Consider the following 14,453-nt stretch of genomic DNA (forward strand, 5'->3'; position numbering starts at 1 on the left):
AACAGGACGCAGTAATCCGCGGGTTGTGAAACGACGAACTAAGCATTTTGCAAGTAGAAAAGGCACGGAAATTCTTAATCAACGGCATAACTGGGGAATAAAAATCATAAAGTGAACAGCATTGGGTATGACCGTGTAATTCGCAATAGCCAGCAGTGATCAATCGTTGTTAGTCTTGGTGTAATTGATAAGGAGGATTTGTTTTGACGCAACAGCAACGTGCTTATGCCTGTGGTTTATCTGCCGTATTGGCGTGGTCCACTGTGGCCACGGCATTTAAATTAAGCCTCGCTCATTTAAGCCCGGCGCAATTACTCCTTTATGCCAGTGCAGCATCATTGCTGGCATTAATGTCTATTTTAATTTATCAGGGGCGCTTACATGAAGTGTGGCCTGCTTTTCGTAAAAACTGGCGCGTTTCATTATTGTTTGGCGCAATTAATCCTTTTGCATATTATCTTATTTTGTTTAAAGCCTATGATTTATTGCCAGCACAAGAAGCACAAGCTATTAATTATACATGGGCATTAACGATGACTTTGCTGGCTGTGCCTCTTTTAAAACAGCCATTAAAACGAAATGATATTCTGGCCGCCTTGCTTTGTTATTTTGGTGTCTTACTTATTGCAACCAGGGGTGATTTGTTGCATTTAAATTTTTCGGATTTAAATGGTCTGGGGCTGGCATTGATTTCTACCCTGCTGTGGGCTGCCTATTGGATTTTGAATACAAAAGATCAAAGAGAGCCAGTGCTGGGATTAACCCTTAATTTTGCTGTTTCATTACCCCTTTCTTTTTTATGGTGCCTTTTTCATGGCGAGCTGGTCAGTGTCAGCTGGCAGGGTATTGCCGGAGCCGTTTATGTAGGTGCTTTTGAGATGGGGTTTACCTTTGTATTGTGGTTATTTGCCATGAAGCTGAGTCAAAGCACCGCCAAGATTGCAAACCTCATCTTTTTATCGCCTATTATTTCTTTGTTTTTTATTTGGCTGTTTATTGGCGAGACAATTCAAGTATCCACTTTACTGGGCCTGGGGTTTATTTTGCTGGGTTTGTTGGCGCAAAAGCTGCAGGGTGCCAGACTTTGCTGATGTCTATGATCCGGCACAGCCTTATCCTGAATCCAACGTCAGTAGCCTGAGGGGGAGACCTCTGTTTTAATGACCAGTTACAGGGTGAGCAGGAGCAGGGTATTCATGGGCTACTAGGCCCCCAGTGCTGCACTTACTGTAAAAAAATATTTTTTAAGCACTAAATGTGTGTCTTTTGCATCTTATTGCCGGGATCATTAAGATTTTTTGATTGCCAGGCCGCCAATAAGGGGCTTTTTTTAGTATTTTATAGATTTTTTAGCGATATAGCTCAGGCTGTATCGCTATTTTTTTGCGTGTTTTTTATGTGGAGATAAATTTTAATTGGTATTCGTCAATTAAATATATTTTTAATTTTTTTAATGATGTATGAATTTTTATTGTGTTTTTCTGATTATTTTATGTGATTAATATCACATTGGTTTTGTGCTTGCTTAAAGATAATTCAATTTTTTACTCTGGTTTTTAGTATGTTGGGTGTTTTTAAATATAATAAAATGATTATGGACAATTAAGAGTGGTATTGATGATTAATTGTTTCTTAATTTTTTCAGGTAGGTGTAGGCCTTCTTTTGTTTTTTTTTTTTAGTGTGTACAGGGTAATTTTTAATTTTTTAGTTGATGGACTTTTTGCTACATTAGCTGCCATATGTTTAATAATGTTAATTGGTAAATTGCATATTAAATAATTATTGGCTTGCTTTGGATTGATTTCATTTAAATGAATTAGTGCGGAGTAAAGGATAACGTAACGATTTTTTGTGTCTAATATGCGGGAATAAATTTTATGGTTCGCACCGCGCTTATTTTGCCTGTTCGTAATGCCGGGCCTTATTTGGATCAGTTACTACCTGCACTGGCTGAGCAAACACTAAAAGTGGATGAGTGGCTGGTTGTTGATAGCGAATCTTCTGATGATTCGGTGGCCCGGTTTACTGCTGCGGGCGCTGTGGTAAAAATAATTGATGCAAAAAACTTTAATCACGGCGGTACACGTGAATGGGCGCGTCAGCAAATTAAAGCGGATATTGTTATTTATATGACCCAGGATGCTATTCCGGCCAATCCGCAGGCATTGCAAAATTTGCGGGATGCCATTCTGGCCAATGACTCCATTGCCGCAGCATATGGCCGCCAATTGCCCCGCTCAGGCGCGGGTATTTTGGAGGGGCATTCCCGCAGCTTTAATTATCCGGAGCAAAGCCGGACCAAGCGCTTAAGTGATGCGCCAGAATTAGGGATTAAAACGTGTTTTAGTTCAGATTCCTTTGCCGCATACCGCAATACGGCTCTGGATGCCGTTGGTGGCTTTCCTGCAGACATTATTGGCACCGAAGACGCTTATGTGGCGGGAAAAATGCTATTACAGAATTGGTGTATTCGTTATGAGGCCTCTGCCGAGGTCTTCCATTCCCACCACTACACCTTATTGCAGGAATTTCGGCGCTATTTTGATATTGGTGTTTTTTATGGCCGCGAATCATGGATAGGCGATCTGTTTGGCAAAGCGGGCAGTGAAGGGCGGCGTTTTCTTGCTTCTGAGCTTCAGGCTTTATCCCGTGCCGGGCAGCGCTGGCGCCATCCTGAAGTGATGCTCCGTGTGGTGTGCAAGCTGGCGGGGTACCGCTTAGGGCATCTGGAAAAATATCTGCCCCGTTTTGTAAAACGCCACATTGGCATGTTTGCGGCTTACTGGAAATAACGACCGATGAAAAATAGTGCCGTACTCTGCCTGCTTATATTTTGCCTGAGCGCGTGTTCCACACCCAGCAGCTTGCTGTTGCCTGAGCAAAGCGTACTGGATGAGCGCCGGATTGAGTTGCATGACATCAGTCAATTACCTGCGCCAATGACCCGAATTATGAATGGGGATACGCTCAGAATTGTGAGAGATGCACAAACGCCTGCTGAAAAAGATGAAATGGTTTTATTTTTTGTCCGCCCGGATGGTTCGTTTTCTTACCCTTTTGTGGGCTTAATTCAGGCTGCACAGCGCAGCCCTGAGGAAGTGGCTGAAGAGATCAGTGGGAAGCTGGCCGCAATTTACCGCTATCCGAAAGTCACCGTGAATATCGCGATTGCTCCGGGAAATCGTGTGTTTGTTGGCGGAGCAGTGCGTAATCCTTCTGCTTTTGAATTAACCGCCGCCGCGAGTATTGAGCAGGCCATTATTGGTGCAGGCGGTGTTTTACCCACCGCAGACAGCGAGCATATTGCTTTACTCAGGATGGATGCTGCAGGTCTTTACCAGGTTTATTTCACTGATTTCAGCCAGTTTTTACAGGCTAAGCCTCAGCGCCGTGGCGTGATGCTGCAAAGAGGGGATATTGTCTTTGTGCCTAAATCTGCACTGGGCAATGCGATTGAGGGCGTGGATTTATATTTCAATCAGTTAATTCCTTTTTCCAAGGGAATTGGGATTGGGTTTAGCTACGATTTGAATAAAAGCACAGGCTCATCCACCACAGTGACGTTGCCATGATAGAAATTCGCACATTCCGGGATATTATCCGGCTTTTCTTTATTTTTAAAAAAGAGTTTCGCTGGGCGCTGATTGCAACGGTTATTTTAATTGTACTGGGGGCTTTTCTTTTGCCTTCACGCTATGTTTCCGAATCCAGATTGCTTGTGAAGCCTGGAAGGGCAATGAGCACGGTGCCTATTGAGTACAGCGACAGGCAAACCCTGCTTGCCCCAAGCACGCAGCGTGATCCTATTCTTGATGAAGAAAAAATGCTCACGGGCCGGCCAGTTATCCGGCAGGTGGCTGAGTATTATTTAAATGAAGTCAGTGATCATTCTGAAAAAAATGGCTGGAAACTGATTAAGTTTTATCTCAAAAAAGGCGTGTCCGGCATTCTGGATAGTGCGCGCTCTGTTTTAGTATTTATCGGGCTTTCAGAAGCGCAAACGCCTTTGGATCGTTTAGCCAGTAAATTAGAAAAACAATTTGTGGTTACGCATGAAGCAGGCTCTTCGGTTATGGAAATCAGCTTTACCTGGGATGATCCGCTGATTGCGCAGCGGGTAGTTAATAAATGGATAGAGGTTTATCAGACAGAGCGTGGAAAAAAACTGGCTAATGATAGCCTCTACAGTTTTTATGAGCTGGAAAGCCAGCGTATTGCCGGGCAAATTGCGGCTGATAAAGCGAAAATAGCAGAAAAATTAAAAGATATTGATGGCATGAGCAGCAAGGAAAAGCTGGAAAGCCTGAGCGATCGTATTAATAAGGTTGCTGCGCAGCGGGCAGAGGCCTATGCCCTTCAGCAGGGGCTGGCAAGCGGTATTCTGAGTGCGGGCCGTAATGCGGGTGATTTACCTCAGGAGGTGAGTAGAGAGCGTGAATTAAGTTTAAACCCCTCTCAGCAGGATTTAAAACTTAAATTAAGTGGCCTGGTCTTAGAGCGCTTGGATAAATTAAAAAATTATCAGGATCAGGCTCCTCCTATTCTGGAGCTTAATCGCAGCATCAGCGCGCTTAAAGAGCGTATTGCCGAAGAAAAAGAAACGATTCAGCGCTCCGAAAATCGGGTTCCTAATGAATTAGTCACCATGCTTAAGCGCTCTGCATTGGAGCGGGACACCCGGGTGAGCGAATTAAAAGCGCAAATGATTGCTTATGACAGTGAGTTGGCTAAGCTTAAAAATGAAAGACAGCGGGTTTTATCGATAGATCCGGCCTTATCAGATTTAGAGCGTGATTTATCTGTGGCAGAAAAAAATTACCGGCTTTATATCGACAGCCTTGAAAAAGCACGTATTGACAGAGCACTAGATAATAGCCGGATTAGTAATATTGCCGTAATTGAACAAGCTACTTTTTCACCGGCCCGGGTTTTTCCTAAAAGCTTAATGATGCTTTTAATGGCTTTGCCAGCGGGTTGTGCAGTGGGTTTATTTGTTATTTATATCTGCTATTTATCAGATCAGCGTATTCATGATGGCGGCAGGGTAAAACATCATTTTGGCGTGCCATTATGGACTACGGTGATGGAGCAGAATGCAGGCGCTTCTGCGGCTTTATCCGCCTCTTTTGAAGCGAGTATTTACCGGCTGTACAGCCAGCTGCCCTTAGCTGTGCTGAAAGAAAAAGGGCTGAATATTGGAATCACGTCTTCCCGGCACGGGGAAGGGGTGGGTTATCTGATAGGCCAGTTTCAGCGCATTCTGAGCGAGCGGGGTATTCCAAATCGTCTTGCTGATGATGAATGTGCCCGCCCTGGCGAGATTGTGTTGATTGATGCATCGGCATTATTAAGTAATCAGGCGGCTTTTGTGCGGCTTAAACAGGCCGATTTAATTTTACTGGTGGTTGAGGCAAGGCAATCTACCGTGCCTGTGGTTGAAAACACCCTGTCTATTTTGAATACGGCATTTAAAAAAGTAGATGGCATTATTATTAATCGCCGGCAGTTTGAGATTTCTTCCGGATTACTCAGCCGCATTTCTCGTTAAGAGGGCTTTATGCGTATTGCTCTGATTGCCCCCTTGCCGCCAGAGCAAAGTGGGATCGCAGATTATGCCGATGCATTCCAAAACGCTTTAAGCCAGGAAGGCTTAGAGATGAGTTTGCCGTTTAAAAATAAACGCCTCGGGCACACGGCTCAGCAAGTTGATTTGCAGATGAAAAAAATAAACTGGCGGGAGGTGGATTTAGTCCACGCCGAGCTGGGTGGCGGACGAAATGGTGAGTTTTTAGCACTGGAATGGCTGGCCCGGCATCACCCGCTATTGCCTTTAAGTGCAACGGTGCATGATCCGGAGCGCTTAATCTGGCGGCCGCCTGGCTGGCCCAATGCTCTGAGTAAGCATTTGCCGCGTCGTGCTTATCAGATGCTGGTTCTTTTGTGTAATCCGTGGACGCTGGCGCGCGAGCGCCGCCTTGCTGCAAAGTTAACATCCTTAATTACACTCACTGATTTGGGCGCGCGTTGTTTAACGCAAAGGATGCGTTTGCCTGAAGGTAAAGTGCTGCAAATTGCACATGGCAATCAGATTGTGCCTGCCTGGCCCTTGCCGCCTTTGCCTGAGAAAGGCGCTTTAAAACTGCTGTATTTCGGGTTTATTTATCGGGGGAAAGGCATAGAAGATTTAATCGCCGCGCTGGCCATACTTATTACAAAGCGTCCTGAGGCCAGGCTGGAGCTTACCCTTGCCGGGGGCACCGCGCCTGAAATGACTTTTGCAAATGGGTCTTCTTATCTGGATGAATTAAAAACGCAGTTAAAAGCGGCCGGATTACCGGCGCATATGGTGCGCTGGCAGCTTGATGTGCCAATGGCAGAAATCGTGCCCTTAATTCAAGCGCACCATGTCTTGATTTTGCCGTACCAGGAATCAAAAAAGCTGACTTTTTTGGGGCAGATGCGTGGCACCAGCGGTGTGTTGTCCTGGGCGGCGGCTTGCGGGCGAAGTGTGATCAGCTCTGATGCGCGTGCTTTTGCGGAAGAGGTCTCTTTTGGCAATGGGGCTGTTTATCCTCAGGGTAATCAGGCTGCTTTGGCGGCACAGCTTTTGCAACTATTGGATCAGCCTGCTCTGTTGCAGCAAAGAAGCAAGGGCGCAGAGGCGCTGGGCATGGCGCGCCGCTGGCCTAATATTGCAAAGCAATTCAGAAAACTATTTGCAAGCCTGATTCAGGGTAAACCCAATGCGCTTCATTAATTGCTGCTTGTTTGCGGCCTTACTGGCTGGCCCGGCTTTGGGGGCAGAGACGAAGCTGGTGGCCTCAAAGCCGCTGATCTGGCGTGACTTTTTAGGGGTCAACGCACATTTTTTATGGTTCAGCCCGCAGCAGGCGGCGCAGCAAATGGATCGCTTACGTGATTTGGGGCTGGAGTGGACCCGCGTCGATTTGCACTGGGACAGGCATGAAGCCAAAGAAAATGAATACTTATTCAAGCCTATTGATCATGTGGTTGATGCTTTAAAAGAGAAACAGCTTAAATCTGTTTTTTACTTAGTGGGCTCCGCGCCCTTTGCCAGCAGTGCGCCTGCTTTCGCCAGTAATAAAGATCAGTACCCGCCAAAGGACAATGAAGTTTTTGCCAAACGTATGGGGATGCTGGCGCACCGCTATCCATCGGTAGATGCATGGCAGGTTTGGAACGAGCCTAATTTACCCAGTTTTTGGCAGCCCGTAGAAAATGCGGCCGATTACGGCAGGCTGTTGCAGTCTTCTGTGCGGGTATTAAAGCAGGTGGCGCCTGGCAAGCCTGTGGTCATGGCCGGGATGGCGTATTACAGCCAGATGCCGGTCAGGAAAGGGCTGATGCTGGAAGAGCTGGGCAAAATGGGCGCTTTAGGCTTAGGGGCCGTTGTCGCTTATCACCCCTATAGCCAGGAGCCGGAAGGCGATGAAGTTAAAGCGCGGGATTTTATTTTGCGCACAAAAGAAATAAACCAGCGTTTACGCGCCATGAAAGTACCGGGAATCTGGGCAACGGAATGGGGCTGGTCCAGCTATGCCGGGCCTAAGGAAGAGCAAAATATTATTGGCGAGGCGGGGCAGGCAGATTATCTCTTGCGCCGCCTGGTGCTGATGAGTGTGGCTGATTTTGATCGTATCTTTTTATTTGCCTTGTCTGATCTGGACAGCCGGGCCGGGGTTCGGGACCGAAGCTACGGGCTGTTAAATCTGCAAGGCAAACCCAAGCCTGCATATACGGCCCTGGCACGTTTTTTAAATATCACCGGCCCCAGGCTTTTACCTGACGATGCCCCTGTTTACAAAGGGTCGCTGGATGGCCTTTATAGCGTGGCCTGGAAAAAGCCCGATGGCACGCATCTCTGGATGTTCTGGGCGAATCAGCCCGGCAAGCTGGAGCTTGCTTTGTCGGGTGATATCACGCTGCATCAGCCTTTAAGCGGGCTTAAAACCCCTCTGAAGTCTTCAACCCTTGCGGTGACGCGTCAACTGCAAATTCTGGAATGGCGCTGATGGCCTCTTCATCCGACAGGCTGGCTGCAGCTTTGCTGGCTTCACCGCATCGCTCATTAAAAATTCTCTGGACGCTGCCATATTTACCGTGGCCCACCACCAGCGGCGGCAAGCTGCGCCAGTATCATTTATTGCGAGCGCTGGCTAACCGCGGGCACCGCATTACCCTGCTGGTGCAAAGTAAAGAGCGGCTTACGCCTGAGGTGAAGGCACAGATTGAGCGCATTGTTGACCGCTTGATTGTTCTGCCCCGCAGGCCTTTAATGCATCCGCTTACTCTGGCTGCGGCAGCATTTGCCCCCTGTCCATTACTTGCCAGTGTGAATGGTTTTGCACCCCGGCTGGAGCGCGTGTTTGCTGCGCTGTCAGAGGAAAACTGGGATGTAGTTCAGATAGAGCACAGCTATGGTATGCAGCCGTTTTTACGCCAGCTGCAAGCCAGAAAACAGCCGTTTTTACTGACTGAGCACAATGTGGAATCGTCGCTTGGGGCGGCGACATATCAGCAAATGCCCGTCTGGATGCGGCCCTTTATCTGCTTTGATCAGTGGCGTTACCGGCATTGGGAAAAACGGGTGCTGAGCGCAGCCTGCTGTGTTGCGGCGGTCACGGCAGAAGACGCACAGCGGCTTGTAGAAATCGGCCAGCGGGCGGTAGATGTGGTGATCAATGGCGTGGATACTGCGGCATTTGCCCATGTATGGCCTGATTTAAGCAGCCAGCGAATATTATTTATTGGCAACTTTGAATACCCCCCAAACCGGGATGCCGTGGCCTGGAGCCTGGATGAAATTATGCCCGAAGTATGGGCGGCACTACCCGATGCACGCTTTGTCATTTGCGGCTACGCCATGCCGGATGCTTGGCGCAAACGTTGGCCCGATTCAAGAATCGAATGGTGTGGTTTTGTGCCTGATTTAACGCTGGCGCAGCAAAAGTCAGCGCTTTTTTTAGCGCCACTGCGTGAAGGGGGTGGCTCAAAGCTGAAGGTGCTGGAAGCGCTGGCTGCCGGGCTGCCTCTGGTGAGTACACCGCAGGGGGTTTCTGGGCTGGCGCTGCAGCCAGGGCAACATTACCGCGCAGGGCAGACGGCGGCTGAGCTGGCTTTGGTTGTGATCCGGCTATTAAATCAGGGCGAGGCCGCCCGTGAAATGGCCGAGGCAGGCCGTCTTTATGCTTGCCAGAATAATGATTGGCAAATCAGTGCCAGCCAACTTGAAACCCTCTACCAAAAAGTAAAACATGCGGATCGGAATTGATTATCGCCCGGTAACGGCTGCGCCGTATTCAGGGATTGCCCGGCAGGTGCTGGCGCTGGAGCAGGCATTGCAAACTTTTGGCGAAGTGCAGCGCTTTACTGCTGCGCCTCCGGAGCATCCTCATCGCCAGATTGCGCACTGCCCTGCATCGGCAAGCCCCGTTAATGGTCTGCACCGCCCGCGTGAGCGCGTGAAGTTTGAGCTTGGCTTTTTGCCGCAGGCGATTAAAGACAATAAGACGGATGTGTATATCGCAACGGCGAATACCGGCCTGCCTTTTTGGCAAACCCCGCCCGATACCCGCTATGTTTTGCTGCTGCACGATGTGTTTCAGCTAACGATGGATAATCATCATGGCAGCCGCTTAAAAGCGATGGTGTACCGGCAGATTGATCGCTTTGGAATGAGGCGCTCGGTGGCGCTGGCCGATGCAATCTGGACGCCTTCAGGTTTTACCGCATCAGAAGTGGCCAGATTGTTTCCGCAGGCGGCGGCAAAAATTGCGGTGCTGCCCAATGCGGTGCCTGCGGTACGGTCTGCCGCGCCATCATGCTTACCCGAGGGGATTCCGGCGCAATACTGGCTGGTGGTGGGCACGCGTGAGCCACGCAAAAATATTCCATGGTTTGTGGCCGCCTGGCAGGCGGTTCGTCAGCAACATAGTAAGGTGCCAGCACTTGTTTTGGTTGGCAGCCAGGACGATTTACCTTTGGCTCTGCGCGGTCTGGATGGGCTGATCTGCGTATCAGGGGTGAGCGAAGCTCAATTGTTAGCGCTCTATGCCCATACGGCTTGTCTTTGGCAGCCATCGCTTGCCGAAGGCTTTGGCCTGCCGGTGATCGAGGCGCTTGCTCAGGGCGCGCCGGTTGCTGTGGCTGAAGGCTCGGCGCTGGATGAAATCGCTCCGCCGGGCTCGCCGCGTTTTTCTCCTTATGACGGTGCAGCATTACAAGCGCTGATGCAGGGCCTGGCGCTCAGCCCGCAGGCAAAAGATCCATCAGGGCAGAAATGGGCTGCACGCTTTGCCATGCCTGCGTATTGTGAGCGCTTAGGGGCGTTGCTGGCGGCTTTGCAGGCAGGTCTGTAATGGCGAGGCTGTCACTTGCTTTATTCTGTGCTGTGTTTTTTTCGGTGCTTCTGGCTTTTTCTTCGGCCGCCGTGATGCTTGCCGCCATTGTGGCGCTGCTCCTGGCGCTGAATGTGCTTAGGTTTCCCTTTATGGGGCTGATTTTGTTTGGTTTTGTGGCGACGTTTATTCCCTATACCACGGTGAATATCGGCATACGCGTCACGATTTCAGAGGCGGTATTAGGCATGGTGTGGCTGGGCGTTTTCTGGCAAATGATGCAGGGACGGCTGGCTTGGCAGCTTGGCAAAACAGAGCAGCGTTTACGTTATTTAATGTTTTATAGTGCGCTGCCATTTTTAGCCGGCCAGTTCATGATGAGTGGCGCAGAAGGCAATGGCCCTGTGAATTGGGCGCGCTGGTTATTAAATTTATCTCCCTTACTGCTTATTCCTGTTTTGGTTGATAACGGTTTACGCCGTGATCAGCTGATTGTTTCCCTGCTGCTGGGCACATTAGTGATGCTTTTGTTATCAGTGGGGATGTTTTTAAAAGATCACGATGCCAATACGTTTATTGTGATTTTAGAAAAGCTGAAATATGCCCACCCGGAAGCTGTGAAAGATATTTTCTCGGCCAATTTTTCCCGTATGGCCTCCCCGTGGGTACACCCAAATTTAACTGGTGGGGTGCTGGTATTGTTTCTGCCGCTGGCTTTTTTTTATGCACTGATGCAGCAGGGCTGGCGCAGATTATTGGGCTTTAGTGTGGTGCTGCTGGGTGCTGCTGGGCTGTTATTCAGCAGCTCACGCGGGGCCATTGTCAGCCTTGCTCTGGTGCTGCTGTGGCTGGCTTCTTACCGTGTTCCTTATGCCGGGCGGGTTATGGGGGTGGCGCTGGCTCTTGGTGTGGCTCTGGTACTGTTTTATCCGCCATTGCAAGCGCGGCTGGCGACGACTTTTTCCAGTAGCAATGCCAGCACGGAAATCCGTATGGATGAATACCGGCGTTTTCCGGAGGCCATGGCGCGTTTTCCGCTTGGGATTGGTTTTAAGGTTGATCCTCCGCCGCCCGGAACCAATCTGCTCGGCATTTCTAATTTGTGGCTCAACTTTATTTACAAGCTGGGCATCCCCGGCATGCTGCTGTTTATTGCCGTGACCACTGCATGGTGGCGCGAATGCAGGCCACGTACTTCTTTACGTGAGATGAGCCCGGAGCGGGGCATCTGGATTGGTTCGGGGGCAGGGCTGCTGGCGGCTTTGCTGACGGGTTTATTTGATCATTACTACAGTTTTACCATGGTCCTGATTGCTCTTTTTTGGCTGGTAATGGCAATTAATCTTCAATCTGCACGCAGCTTGCGCCAGGCGCATGATCCACTGCTCTGCGATGAGCCTTATAGGAAAACAGAAGTATGAAACATCGGATTTATCACTCCACCGCACTGCGGACGCGCCTTGAAGATTACGCGCAGAAGCTGGGTGTTACGCAGAGTGAGCTGGCAGACAGCTACCACTGGATGCTGGCCAATGATGTTGCTTTTGAAGAAGGTGACGAGGCTCATCCGCGCGTATCGATCTGCTCGGTAAATATTGAATCGCGGATTACCCACCCTTTGGCGCGGCGTTTTTATGCCCTGCTCAGGGATGAAATTCCTACCACGCTGGTTCCCTGCTATGGCATTAACTGGCCCACATTGAAAGACCGCTGGCTGCGTGCATGGGAGCAGTGCTACAACATTCTGATTAATAAAATTCCCAGCCACCATTTGCGTCTGGCCTGGCTGCGTTTGGGGGGCGCCAAAATTGGCAAAGGCTCGGCGATATGGCGTACTACCGAGATCTTAGGCGTAGAAAACTTGGTGATTGGTGACGATAGCTGCATCGCATGGCATTGCCAGATTGATGCGCGGGCCGGGCTGATTATCGGGGATCATGTGGCGGTGGCCTCTCATGCCAAAATTATTGCGGGCAGCCATGATTTAAGCGCGCCCGAGTTCTGGTCGGTGTCCGCCCCGATTTATATCGAAGATTACGCATGGATCGCCACGGGCGCTTTGATTGGCCATGGCGCACGCATTGGGCGGGGTGCTGTGGTCACGGCCAATACCTTAGTCAGCAAAGAAATTGCCCCGTACAAAATTGTGGGCGGCTCGGGGGCAAAGGTGATGGGCGAGCGCCCGCATGATTTAACTTATAAAGTGGGCGGCAAAGGCCTGTTTACGCTGTTCTACTAGATGAGTTGTGATGCTCAATAATACGGTTTTTCTGACCTTAGCCACGCTGGCTGGCCTTATTCTGGGCTTTGCCCGTGAATGGTTGCTGGTAGCAGATTGGGGGGCTGGGGCGCGGACAGATGCTTATCTGGTTGCGTTATTTTTGCCCGAGGCTCTGCGTACCATGCTGGCTGGCGGCTTATTGTCTGCCGCTGCTTTGCCGCTCTGGCAGGCTCAGCCCGCTTCTGCTCAGCCTTACTGGCTGGCAGGGCAGGTCAGGCATTTTTTATGGCTGGCTCTGGCGCTGGCGCTGGCTATCACGCTGGGCGCGCCGTATCTGGTAAAAATAATCGGGCTGGGTTTATCCGCAGCAGATGCCTTGCAGGCTGCTCAGTCTTTGCGCTGTCTGGCATGGGTGATTCCCGGCATATTTTTGCATGCGATCTTCACGATTCCCATGCAGGCCAACAGCCGCTTTGTGCTGCCGGGGCTGGGCTCTTTCTTGTTTAATTTGCCGGTTGTCATTTATCTGGGCTTAGCAAAAACAGCGGCTGATCCGCTTACGCTGGCCCAGTGTTTTATTCTGGGCAGCATCCTGATGCTGCTGCCACTCTTGCCTCCGGTCTGGCGTATGGGCTGGCGGCCCTGGTATGCTGCGCCGCGTGGCCAAACTATCGCTGTGTGGCGGCAGCTATGGCCTCTGTTGAGCAGCAGTGCTGCCAGCCAGGGCCTGACCTTGCTCGAGCGGCTGGTGGCGTCTTTTTTGGGCGAGGGCTCGATTACGCTTCTTAATCTGGCACGTAAGCTGGTCAATATTCCGCTGATTGCCCTGATGAGCTTAAACCAGATTTTGCTGGGGAAAATGAGTGGCGAAGGGCATATGGCCAGGCGAAAAATGCTCGATACTGGCCTGCTGCTCTGCACCTTATTAACCCTGCCTGCCGCGGTGGGCTTAATTGCATCTGCGCCTGCATTAGTCGATTTACTTCTGCCGCATGGTTTAGCGCAGGGGCCACTGCCTGCCTTACTGGCTTTATTTGCGGTATCCATTGTTTTTGGAGCATGGAATGCGCTGCTTGCCCGTTATTACTACGCCGCAGCGGATACCCGTACACCTTTAATTTGCGAGCTGAGCGGAAGTGCTGTGCAGGCTGTGCTTTTGCTGGGTTTACCCTGTTTTTTGGGGATATGGGGGATGGCCGGTGCGGTGATGGGCGGTGTATTGAGTACGGCATGGATGCTGTGCCGAAATATTGACCAGGCCCTGCTGAGGGATATTCTGAAATGGGCTGCACTCGCGCTTTTATTATGCGCACTGGCCGCATTTTCATGGGCTGTGCAGGGGCGAATGGCCCAGCTGGCGGTGGGGGCGTTCAGCGCATTGCTGCTGTTTGTTTCAGGTGCTTACCATTTAAAAAAGAAACTGGGCAAGACAGGGGTATAAAAATCAGGGTCAAACACTATGCTGATATTCTCAGCGCCCAAAGAGTATGCGGAGGGGCTATATATATTAAGTGAAAGTTTGAGTGGGAGGCTATTGTGAAATTACTGCTACTGATGCTGTTATTGCCTTTTTATGTATGTGCAGGCGAGCCGCTGATTTATGCGGATGATAGTTATTTCCCTGTAATTTATAAAGATAAAGAGGGGCAATCAGCCGGGGTTTTGTATCAGCTCTTGCTGCATCATGCAAAAATAACGGGCACTAAATTAGAAATTGAACATACATCGTGGCGAAGGGCTTATGAATTCCTGATTATGTCTCTTGCTCAATCTCCTTGCTCAAACCACTTAAAAGGCCTAAGGTGAACGAACGTTCTTTTGTGGAGTGGTCGTCATGGCAATCAACCCAATCCAGATGCAAAAGGGGCTGTCG

12 protein-coding genes are annotated in these 14,453 nt (G+C 49.9%); all 12 read left to right on the forward strand.

Going from position 1 to position 14,453, the window contains the following annotated elements; all coding sequences use genetic code 11:
• Positions 1-203 precede the first annotated feature (203 nt).
• Complete coding sequence (locus CSQ88_RS20210; RefSeq protein ID WP_099399876.1) at positions 204-1,091, forward strand: DMT family transporter; 888 nt, start codon at positions 204-206, stop codon at positions 1,089-1,091.
• A 787-nt stretch (positions 1,092-1,878) separates the two neighbouring features.
• A complete protein-coding gene (locus CSQ88_RS20215; RefSeq protein ID WP_099399877.1) occupies positions 1,879-2,793 on the forward strand; it encodes a glycosyltransferase family 2 protein in 915 nt (304 codons plus the stop codon).
• A 6-nt stretch (positions 2,794-2,799) separates the two neighbouring features.
• A complete protein-coding gene (locus CSQ88_RS20220) occupies positions 2,800-3,573 on the forward strand; it encodes a polysaccharide biosynthesis/export family protein (RefSeq protein WP_099399878.1) in 774 nt (257 codons plus the stop codon).
• The gene (locus CSQ88_RS20225) at positions 3,570-5,549 is read left to right on the forward strand and encodes an exopolysaccharide transport family protein (RefSeq protein WP_099399879.1); all 1,980 of its coding nucleotides are present in this window, start codon (positions 3,570-3,572) and stop codon (positions 5,547-5,549) included. The genes CSQ88_RS20220 and CSQ88_RS20225 overlap by 4 nt, the downstream gene beginning before the upstream one ends.
• A gap of 9 nt (positions 5,550-5,558) precedes the next feature.
• Positions 5,559-6,758, forward strand: a complete 1,200-nt coding sequence (locus CSQ88_RS20230) for a glycosyltransferase (protein WP_099399880.1) — start codon at positions 5,559-5,561, stop codon at positions 6,756-6,758.
• Positions 6,745-8,034, forward strand: a complete 1,290-nt coding sequence (locus CSQ88_RS20235; protein WP_099399881.1) for a cellulase family glycosylhydrolase — start codon at positions 6,745-6,747, stop codon at positions 8,032-8,034. Before CSQ88_RS20230 ends, CSQ88_RS20235 begins: the two co-directional genes overlap by 14 nt.
• Entirely contained in the window at positions 8,034-9,293 is a 1,260-nt protein-coding gene (locus CSQ88_RS20240) for a glycosyltransferase family 4 protein (protein WP_099399887.1), read from the forward strand. The genes CSQ88_RS20235 and CSQ88_RS20240 overlap by 1 nt, the downstream gene beginning before the upstream one ends.
• Entirely contained in the window at positions 9,277-10,380 is a 1,104-nt protein-coding gene (locus CSQ88_RS20245; RefSeq protein ID WP_099399882.1) for a glycosyltransferase family 1 protein, read from the forward strand. The genes CSQ88_RS20240 and CSQ88_RS20245 overlap by 17 nt, the downstream gene beginning before the upstream one ends.
• On the forward strand, positions 10,380-11,780 hold the full coding sequence (locus tag CSQ88_RS20250; RefSeq protein ID WP_099399883.1) for an O-antigen ligase: 1,401 nt from the start codon (positions 10,380-10,382) through the stop codon (positions 11,778-11,780). Before CSQ88_RS20245 ends, CSQ88_RS20250 begins: the two co-directional genes overlap by 1 nt.
• Complete coding sequence (locus CSQ88_RS20255; RefSeq protein ID WP_099399884.1) at positions 11,777-12,598, forward strand: acyltransferase; 822 nt, start codon at positions 11,777-11,779, stop codon at positions 12,596-12,598. The genes CSQ88_RS20250 and CSQ88_RS20255 overlap by 4 nt, the downstream gene beginning before the upstream one ends.
• 10 nt (positions 12,599-12,608) lie before the next feature.
• On the forward strand, positions 12,609-14,021 hold the full coding sequence (locus CSQ88_RS20260) for a lipid II flippase MurJ (protein ID WP_099399885.1): 1,413 nt from the start codon (positions 12,609-12,611) through the stop codon (positions 14,019-14,021).
• Between the two features lie 95 nt (positions 14,022-14,116).
• Positions 14,117-14,386: a hypothetical protein gene (locus CSQ88_RS20265; RefSeq protein WP_099399886.1), complete on the forward strand. Its 270-nt coding sequence runs from the start codon at positions 14,117-14,119 to the stop codon at positions 14,384-14,386.
• Positions 14,387-14,453: the final 67 nt, after the last annotated feature.

It is taken from the genome of Iodobacter sp. BJB302, assembly GCF_002735645.1.
In the GTDB taxonomy this organism is placed as follows: domain Bacteria; phylum Pseudomonadota; class Gammaproteobacteria; order Burkholderiales; family Chitinibacteraceae; genus Iodobacter.

Bases quoted from the DNA above. Each gene is read 5' to 3' on its own strand.
- CSQ88_RS20215 (WP_099399877.1), top strand. From the start codon at position 1,879: ATGGTTCGCACCGCGCTTATTTTGCCTGTTCGTAATGCCGGGCCTTAT.
- CSQ88_RS20220 (WP_099399878.1), top strand. From the start codon at position 2,800: ATGAAAAATAGTGCCGTACTCTGCCTGCTTATATTTTGCCTGAGCGCG.
- CSQ88_RS20225 (WP_099399879.1), top strand. From the start codon at position 3,570: ATGATAGAAATTCGCACATTCCGGGATATTATCCGGCTTTTCTTTATT.
- CSQ88_RS20230 (WP_099399880.1), top strand. From the start codon at position 5,559: ATGCGTATTGCTCTGATTGCCCCCTTGCCGCCAGAGCAAAGTGGGATC.
- CSQ88_RS20235 (WP_099399881.1), top strand. From the start codon at position 6,745: ATGCGCTTCATTAATTGCTGCTTGTTTGCGGCCTTACTGGCTGGCCCG.
- CSQ88_RS20240 (WP_099399887.1), top strand. From the start codon at position 8,034: ATGGCCTCTTCATCCGACAGGCTGGCTGCAGCTTTGCTGGCTTCACCG.
- CSQ88_RS20245 (WP_099399882.1), top strand. From the start codon at position 9,277: ATGCGGATCGGAATTGATTATCGCCCGGTAACGGCTGCGCCGTATTCA.
- CSQ88_RS20250 (WP_099399883.1), top strand. From the start codon at position 10,380: ATGGCGAGGCTGTCACTTGCTTTATTCTGTGCTGTGTTTTTTTCGGTG.
- CSQ88_RS20255 (WP_099399884.1), top strand. From the start codon at position 11,777: ATGAAACATCGGATTTATCACTCCACCGCACTGCGGACGCGCCTTGAA.
- CSQ88_RS20260 (WP_099399885.1), top strand. From the start codon at position 12,609: ATGCTCAATAATACGGTTTTTCTGACCTTAGCCACGCTGGCTGGCCTT.